General features: G+C 56.9%; 6 protein-coding genes. 1 reads left to right on the top strand and 5 read right to left on the bottom strand.

Going from position 1 to position 8,550, the window contains the following annotated elements:
- The first annotated feature begins 68 nt into the window (after positions 1–68).
- The gene (locus CO670_RS15055; protein WP_176538939.1) at positions 69–1,223 is read left to right on the top strand and encodes a hypothetical protein; all 1,155 of its coding nucleotides are present in this window, start codon (positions 69–71) and stop codon (positions 1,221–1,223) included.
- Positions 1,224–1,375: 152 nt separating this feature from the next.
- Here CO670_RS15055 and CO670_RS15050 read toward each other — a convergent pair whose 3' ends face one another.
- The 5 genes from CO670_RS15050 to CO670_RS15030 are packed head-to-tail and all read right to left on the bottom strand — an operon-like array spanning position 1,376 to position 8,544.
- A complete protein-coding gene (locus CO670_RS15050) occupies positions 1,376–2,422 on the bottom strand; it encodes a PfkB family carbohydrate kinase (protein WP_097590956.1) in 1,047 nt (348 codons plus the stop codon).
- Complete coding sequence (locus CO670_RS15045) at positions 2,419–3,528, bottom strand: hypothetical protein (protein WP_097590955.1); 1,110 nt, start codon at positions 3,526–3,528, stop codon at positions 2,419–2,421. Before CO670_RS15045 ends, CO670_RS15050 begins: the two co-directional genes overlap by 4 nt.
- Before the next feature lie 3 nt (positions 3,529–3,531).
- Positions 3,532–5,448 carry a hypothetical protein gene (locus tag CO670_RS15040; protein WP_097590954.1) on the bottom strand — a complete coding sequence of 639 codons (1,917 nt, stop codon included), beginning with the start codon at positions 5,446–5,448 and terminating at the stop codon, positions 3,532–3,534.
- 7 nt (positions 5,449–5,455) lie between these two features.
- A complete protein-coding gene (locus tag CO670_RS15035) occupies positions 5,456–6,604 on the bottom strand; it encodes a hypothetical protein (protein WP_097590953.1) in 1,149 nt (382 codons plus the stop codon).
- The gene (locus CO670_RS15030; RefSeq protein ID WP_097590967.1) at positions 6,601–8,544 is read right to left on the bottom strand and encodes a sucrose-6-phosphate hydrolase; all 1,944 of its coding nucleotides are present in this window, start codon (positions 8,542–8,544) and stop codon (positions 6,601–6,603) included. Before CO670_RS15030 ends, CO670_RS15035 begins: the two co-directional genes overlap by 4 nt.
- Positions 8,545–8,550: the final 6 nt, after the last annotated feature.

Raw genomic sequence — 8,550 nt, 5'->3', positions numbered from 1 at the left:
CGCCAGAGGGGTCAACATTCCACGCTTAAACACAGATTGATGCGGCAGTCGAAGCTCTCGAGCCCTCCTTGGCGGAGGGCATCCCGCCGGAACCTGTGCCATCCGGTGTCGTCGCACACCCGCCGCTTTTTGACCTCAAGGATCGTGAACCGAGTGACTCGTTTCGACTGCTGGCAACTGCCGCGCGTCGGCCAGCCGCATGGGCCCTGAACCAACTCTATCTCGCCCTGCCAAGACCCGACCGCAATTGGGTCAGCGACTGCCAGACCACCAATTTTCACACGCGCATTTGGGAGGCTCAGCTCCTCGCCTCGCTTCGAGAACAGGGGTTGCTGGTTGAGCAGCGCTTCGAGTCACCCGATTTTCGCATCGAGAGCGGCATTGGCGGAGAAGCGTGGATTGAGGCAGTCACAGCAAATGCGCCAGTGCCCTACAATCACGTCAATGCGCCCTTCGCGGAGATACCGACGGACAGGGAGGAGATATTTTTTGGCAGCGCCGCACTGCGCTTCGCAAAGACGATCGGCAACAAGCTCGCGAGACGGTACGATCAGCTCCCCCACGTCATAGGAAAACCCTTCATCCTGGCGGTCGCCGATTTCCACGCGTCCGGATCGATGATGTGGAGCCGTGAAGGCTTAATCGGCTACCTCCAGGGATCTGGCGCGACTGTGGCCGAGATCGAGGGCAGCCTGCAAGCCGTGCCGATGCCAGCTGGAACGCTTCTTGGCCCAACGCAATTTCCGGCTGGTCTGTTCGCAAATGACCGCCACGCGGAGCTTTCGGCTGTCATTTTTTCTAACGCTTGCTCGATCTCCAAACTCAATAGGGTCCCTATCTCGGCAGCGGGTGCGCCACCCGACTATCGCTATACCAGGTTGGGAGAGTTTTTTGATCGAGCCCCGGGCGCTCTGGAGGGCATTCCCTTCTGCATGGATATAACCAGTAACGCATATCGCAACCTTTGGCCGCACCGCTACGAACCCTGGACCGCCGAAATCGAGATCTTTCACAATCCGTATGCCCGCTATCCCGTCCGGTTTGAACTGCTTCCAGAAGCGCAACATTGGTTCAAAGCGGATGGCGAGTGGCAGTGTAGTTCGGTCTACGAAACCTCGATTTTGTGGTCCCAAACCTGGGTCACCGACGCCGACAAGCCCGCGCCCACACTGCAACAAGTTCTTGAAGCGAAGCGTAGGACTGCCCATTCCACCTCTAGTTGAGCCAGCAAGGGTCTGTAGTAGTCGAAGAGCGAGGTGCGATGTACACGCCCACTCTGATCAGTACGTATGCCTGCGCCGATCGGCAAAAACCCGCGGAGACCTATTCTTTGCGGAACGCAAACACCAGCTGCTCTCACTCCGGGTTATTGCACCTAGGAAGCGATCGGAGGGCATGCTGGACATGCGACCGATGCCTCCGGATCTTGGGGACGTTCGATAACGCGCAAGACGGGCTTTCCACTCGCGATCGCATCGATTTGGCGATCAAACTCGAATTTTTCCAGAGCGTACATGCCGCCTCGTGCGCCTTCAAATCCGCAATTCCATGCAGCTAACGCCTGTCCAAATCGCAGGGCACCGACGAGTTCGTTCTCTCCACAGCCGCGAAGCCCTTCAAGGCCGCGAGAGGCGGCGCGCGCCAGCAATCCTGCGGTACACCAATCGCCCGAGCCGCAGGTATCTACCAACGCAGGTGCCGGCAGTGCTGGCAGGGTATGCCAGTCCGAAAGCTCACCCGTCAAGCTGTGTCTGTAGCGGAGCCCATGTGAACCGAGCGTCTGAATTTCCAGCAATGTCGCCCGCGCGCCGCCCTTCGCTGCAGGGGTCTCCGCCAACCTTTGATCGGAATACTTCACCACATGGGCAATTTGTAACGCTTCTTCGAAGAGCTTTTCTTCAGATTTTCCCGATGGCTCGAAAACGACGACAGCGCCTGCTCTGCTTGCCTCGGCAGCAAGCGTAAGTGCCGCACGGGAAACGCGATCGAGAAAAAAGACCGACGCTCCTTGAAGAGCAGGGGTGATACGTTCGATGGAGTGTTGTGTCACCGGCCGATAGCTCGGCAAACGTTGACCGCAGTGCGGGCACGTCCACAGGAAGCGGTGGGTCGGAGATCCGTCGCGTGCTCTCCGGATCTGCTGGATAATGATCGGCGTATGGCCTGTGGGCGCACAATCCGTAAAGTCGAGCTTTACGCCCCATCGTCCCATGTCGATGCGCACCCGTTCAGAGGCAGGATCCCCGTTCATTCGGGCAATCGGGTAAGCATCCCAACCGAGATATGCCATGATGGACAGAACGTTTCCGCATGTCCCACCGGTCCACGAATGCACCGGTGCCTCGTTGTCCATACCGATAACCAGATCAAGCGCAACCAATCCCGTTCCAAAAATCGTTGGCCTAGCAATGGAACGCGTCATTGGATCAGTCCTTTCTTCAGTCTGGGCCGGGGCTGCGGGTAGACGTCACCCTCAAGCCAGACGTGAATGAGATGCGGCGCCGATGATGCGAGGTCCACCGACGGTATGAAATTATATCCTATCGATTCGAGGTAAGCGACCGGTAAATCCCTTTCCAGTGCGGCCATCAAGGCTCCAAGAGACATTACCTTCGTACCCAGCGGCGAGAGAATAAGAATGGACCCGCCGGCGCCTCTAAATACCGGCTTGCGAAGATCGTCAAGCCCGAGGATAGTCCGATACAAATGCAAAGGATCCTGTTCGTCAGCGTAGACCACGTCGCGCGCATCCACTTTCCAGGCGCTATCGAATTCGACGATGTATTCTTCAGCCAGATGGTCACCAAGGCGGGGATCGCGTGCGGGAAAAGGGAGGATTGGGCAGGTGTCATGGGGTGCAACGAAATCATGTACTCGAGAAAGAGCCTGCTGGCGGCCTTTCGCGAGCTGAGGAAGCCAAAGCTTTGCTGCCTTAGAAGCGGCATCCAGCGTCAGACCCCCTTTGAAGCCGTGGACGTATCCGGGTGCATCGCTCGCAACTGAGGAAATCTGAGAGTCCAGATTAGGATCGTGCGCCACAAAAAGGTGTAGGTTGGGCGGGCCCTTGCCTCGATCAATCCGCTCTACAAAAAACCGGATCAGGGGGAAAGCGGTCCCAACGGAGAGGGCACTGATATCGACGATCACATCCGTGATGTCGACAATGTCCTGGCGCGACGCTGCCATGGCCACGTTCCTGCCCCCGATGACGGCGCCGTCGGGACCGAAAATATCGATCGCGACTATTTCACTGACAGGCACGCCGGCTTGCAGCCTCTCCATGTTCGCCTCAGCGCGCCGCGTCAGCTCCGGGACAGGATTCGGACGTTGCTCTCGCACGAATAAGCCCCTGACATCGGCACCCGCCGCAATAAGCTGGTCAGCCACTTGAGTTGCGCGGGGATCGAACCCGGCACCCGCGATCAACAAGGTCTTTCGTTTATTCAACGCAAAATAATCGGCGACGAATGCTTCCGCTTCTCCACCATCGTGCGACACGCACGGATCCCAACGCCAATTGCGTGCCATTCATTACACCTCGCCTGCCAGACGTACCAAATCCTCTACCCGTCGCTCAAGAAAGCCTCCCCTCTTCAGCGTCAGGCCATTCTTGATGAGCAGGAGGCCGGAGAGTTCCACCAGGCACCAGACCTTATTTTTAGCATTGTGGTTCGGCACCAGGACAAACGCATTATAAGCAACGCCGAACTGAAGCACTTTAGCCAGATCAGGCTGCAATTTCGGAATGAGGTCGAACTCCTCCTGCAAAATTCCAAACGCGTTTGCTCCACCCTTGAGTGACGCATTGCCTTCCAGGCTCTTGACGATGCATTGGTCGGCAATACCTTTGGACAGCCGTCGCACAGAGTGGTGCAGGGGAAAGTCCCAATCCCGGATCATTTCCTCGGCGCGCTTCTGGAGCAAGTTATGCTGAACCTGGCTCGTCAGTGTCGGCGATTTCGATCTTATGAGCTGGGTTTCCGACTGGGCCACGAGCCGCGCCGCCAGATGAAGGAATTGCTCGGCGTTCTCCGAACTCGCATCACAGAGAGTATCGATACCAAAGAAGTAGGGTCGATCAAACTGATGAAGCAGATGTATTTTCGCGCCATCAGCAATATCGGGGCCTGCTGAGAGAGGCCGAGAGGGTTCGGTATCTCCACCCTCTTCGTTTTCGAACAGGCCGCGCTGCGGTGTGCGGTTGACGTAGCGTTCCAGCAATATCGCAAGCATCGCGAGCTTCAGGTCGTCCGACAGCTCTCCCGACTTTTCCAGGTAGTCGATGACTTCGCGTTCAAGGCCCGCTCGCCTGTCGGCCGTTATCTTATACCGGCGCTGGATCGCGTTGACCTTACTTTCGAGCTTCTCGGCCTTTGAGGGGGACAGACTGTCTACGTGGGTTGAAAGCAAATCACCGAGTGAATTGAGGCTGCGTCGATTAAAAACCTCCATCTGACTTAAATACCGGCCCGCCATGTCCTTTGCCATCTTGCGGAACGCGCGGCGCTGATTGGCGCGGCCCTCGCTGCTTTGCATCCAGATGGCCGTAATTTCCCGCGCGCGCTTCAAGCCAGGCTCGTCTTCCTCAAAGACGTTTTGCCCTTCGATTAGAACATCAGATGGATTGAGTGCGTCAAGCCGGGTCAATATCCAACGGGCCACACGCAGCTCACGTCTCGCCAACCAGCGCTGCAGAGCCAAGAGTTGGTTGGGATGGAGGTAATGGGCATCGTCGAAGATCACGAGCGGTATTGTTTGGACGACCTCCCCTCCGTCCTTCAGTCTGAAGCCATCGATGACATCTAGTGGACGGTAGGCCGTCGCCGCCATGTTTTGCTCGACTTCGTCGATCTCGGGCGGGACGAGCGCAGCCGAAATCTCGTAAATGGCGGATTCCATCTCCCGAGCTCTCCGCTGTAAATCGATCCCCATCGTTCCACCGATGGCCTCAAGCGCGGCGTCTGCATCGGGTCTCGGGATAATCTCGATATCCTCGAGCGCAATCCCGGCCGCCTCGGCATCCCTCAGCCATCCGAGTACAGCCCGAGCCTGCAAAAGCGCGACCGTCAAAGATGCCTTCAAGGCATCGGGGTAAGGAAATTCCCAGAATTCACGATACTCACTCTCGAGCGATATCCGACATCCAATGAGCGCCGGACGGCTCTCCTTGATAGCGGCACAGGCCGTCAGAGCGTCGATGAGATTCTTGTAAGTCTCGAATCCGCGGTTTCGTAGCAAAACCCTTAACGTCGAATACTTGAACAGGCGGGCAAGCGTTGTTTTGCCACTCCCTGGCGTGCCGATCACCATTGCAAGGCGGTCGTAAAGCTTACCAGACTTTGCAGGCTTTTCGAAAAAGGTCGCAAGCGGTTCCGGCGTTACGACTGCAAGGAATGCCTCGTCCTGCTGCAGATATTCTGTGGCGCGCTTTTCGAAGGGATTAACCAAGTCTCACCTATACATGTCTCTGACGGCGGCGAAAAAGTGGACTCATAGCAGGTGCGATCAGACCACCCTCTCGCTCCCCACCTTCGGTCTCGGCCCACAATAAGGCGACGGAATTGTTGGGCGTGTTGTGATCCAAGATCAGAGGCAGCGCACATCCGCCATAGCCGAGACCAAGATGCGCTTTTCCGCCAACATCCGTATGCTTCGTGCGGATAATCGGATCGTAGAAGATGTTCGTGAGCTTTATGAAGTCGCCGAAGTCATTTCCTGGAGCATCGATCGGAAGCTTGGCCGGCAACACCGTCCCGAAAGAAAAGTGAACGGCTGACGCCCAACCTTCTGATCTGAGGGATGACCGCGCTTCCGCTTCACGTTCTACCATGATCGTAGACGCTGCATGCGAACCAATATAGTGATGAATGCAAAGCTCCCAGTCGTCGGCAAAGATTTGTTTGCCGCCAAGTCCTTGCCGCGCAAGCCCAATCGATTCCTTGAACTTGGTCAGTTTGCCGGACCACTTTGCTTTCTGTTCGTTGTAGCGAAGGAACGACGTGCCGGTTCCCATGAAATCATCGATGAGGTAAATGAGCCTGAATTTGGCCTGCTTGTCCTCAAGGGCATCCTCCAGCTGGCCAACAAGGTCCTGCCACTTTTCGGTATCGAGCTGCGTTGAAACGACCAGCTGCTCATTGTTGAGGAGACCGACATTGCTGTGACGTAATCCGTCTATCCGGGCTCCATCACTCAATCCCATGAAAAGCGTCTGCCGTCGCAAACGTTCGACCGCACGGCGAGCATCCTCGTCCGCATAGACCCTATAGGGCGGAATCCCCCGCTCCTTGGCGACCATGCGCACGAGCCGGTCGCGAACAACCTTTGGATAGAGCTGCTCCACGAGCCTTTGCATTTCGTTCGGCCCGATATACACGAGTGCCTTCCGAACAAAATCGTATGCTGTCCTGCGTTGCTCCGCGGTCCCGAATTGCTGCAACCAGGTGGCAAGGCTTTCGATAAACCGCATCCCCGCCTGGAAATCCCGGTAGCCGTCATACTTCAACCGGGCCATGAGACGCAGCCACCGGAACTCTGTCCTGGCCTCGTCATCATTCCATTGCATGATTTCACTGAGCACCCTCAGCCCCAGGTCCTCGTTCATTCAAAAGCCCCTCTCCGAAACCGAAGCCCTTCCCCCTTTGATTCTAGAGCCTCGAGATACATCTGCGTTACTGCGATCCCCCGTTGTCCTGCCTCTGCGAAGTTCCAGCACGTATCGGGATCGACACTCACCTCGTCGACACTCAGGCCTGGAAAATTGTTCAGCAACTCGTAATCATTACCTGGCCAGCGGCCACGATCGCCGATCGCAAGTACAGCGCGGTCTGACGCCATATCAAGAACGTGCCGTACAACATTTGTCTTCGTGACGCCCGTCGCGACGATGTCGACGGAATGACTGGACCTTGTGACGACCGCGTCCGTACATCCCGTCCTCAAGATGATCTGATGAGTAAGGTCCCAGAGCCGGTTCTCAGCCATATAATGGCGTGGCTCAAGCGTGATCTGATAACGTCTGTTGGTCTGATCAGCGGATCCCGCCAGCTCTTCGCTTTCAGCAAGCGCCGCAGCGAGATCCTTAAGCTCGGGACAGACTTCATCGGTGCCGTCCGGCCAGGCATCATCATCGAGTGATGCTATCATCGAGCCATTATAATAGCCGACAACGATTCGCGACCAGAGCCGCTCTGGCAGCACTTTCCGCAGATCTTTCCTGACGGAAACACCACGACCGGTGGCAAACGCGAGAACAGCGTCACTCTCTGCGACCCGGACCAATTCCGCCGCAATTTCTGGCCTTGCTGGCTGAAACCTGTGTCGCGTATCAACGACTGTCCCATCGTAATCCAGAATGACTCCGCCGAATGCTGTTGCCGTCAGCCGGTCTGCAAATCGGGAATATGCCTCCTGCCATTGAGTGAGTGTTCCGCGTCGTTCGAGGCGCAAGACGCTTTCTCCGGTCTTGCGCTCTATGGCGGAAATCGCTCTCGTGCTCATGTTCTTTGTCGGCTTTAGGCGCGGCCGGACAGGAAGGCTCAGGTGATAGAGCTTCCTGCCGAAATCCGGCACACCAGGTTGCCCGGGATCGATCCCGCGGGCGGACCCTATCCAACCCGTGAGATGCAACGCAGCGAGGAGCGACCCAATTTGAGACGTGATCCCACGACCAGGAATCCTCAGTCGAGCCGTCGGCACGCCAGGCGGTATCAGCGCGAGCGTCCGGTCAGCAATTGCCTTGTCCTCGTCGCCGACAAGGGCGAGCACGGACGACTCTTCGCCGCGTTTGGCAAGCCAGTGATGCCGTCCGTGGGCAAAATTTCGGTAGTCCGCGATCTGCGCAACACCTAAAGCTGCTTCAGTGAACTTCGATTCAATGTCGATCGCACCGACTTTGGTAGAGGGCCCGTACAGCACAATCGTTGTCGGTCTCCCCCACATCCCGTTTGTGTCGGTTCTCCATTGCTGGACGGTTTCGGTATTCGCATTGAGCATCGGCGCAATGCGATCATAGACATCCGTCCAATCTGCTTGGGGATCGAATATCCCCTGATATGCCCGGGCAAGAAGCGAGGTGAACGCAAGCAATGAATTTGTTGCTAGAAAGCCATCCTTGCCAGCCGGCGGAAAGAACATCAGCAAGTCAACAAATGAGTGGCGATCACAAAGTTCGGTGACGGGACTTCCTGGCCGACCACACATGACAGCAACCTGACGATGCTCCCGTTCGATCAGATACTTTGCCGCAGCGTTGATATCGACATTGCTTCCGCCTGCTGTCAGAAGCCACTGCGCAACGCTGGCGTCCAAGGTGGTGTCGACCGCCTCGAGAGGGGTATTCACAACCGCGGGCTTGCCAGCAAACGATTGATGCAGCCACGCGAGGGCGTGCGCCGCGGTCAAGGATCCGCCGGAGCCAACAGCGGCCAACGGCGAAAGGCTGGCCGTCTTCACTGCTCTCTTCAATGAGTCGATATCAACAATAGATGCCCAGTGGAAAGTCTCTTCCAACCGTTCGAGCTCGTTCGCGTAAGGTTTTGCCATCGGAAT

Origin of the sequence: Rhizobium sp. J15, from assembly GCF_002531825.1 — a bacterium.
GTDB lineage: Bacteria > Pseudomonadota > Alphaproteobacteria > Rhizobiales > Rhizobiaceae > Rhizobium.
The sequence above is the reverse complement of the archived record's forward strand: the minus strand, read 5'-3'. Positions and strand labels throughout refer to the sequence as shown.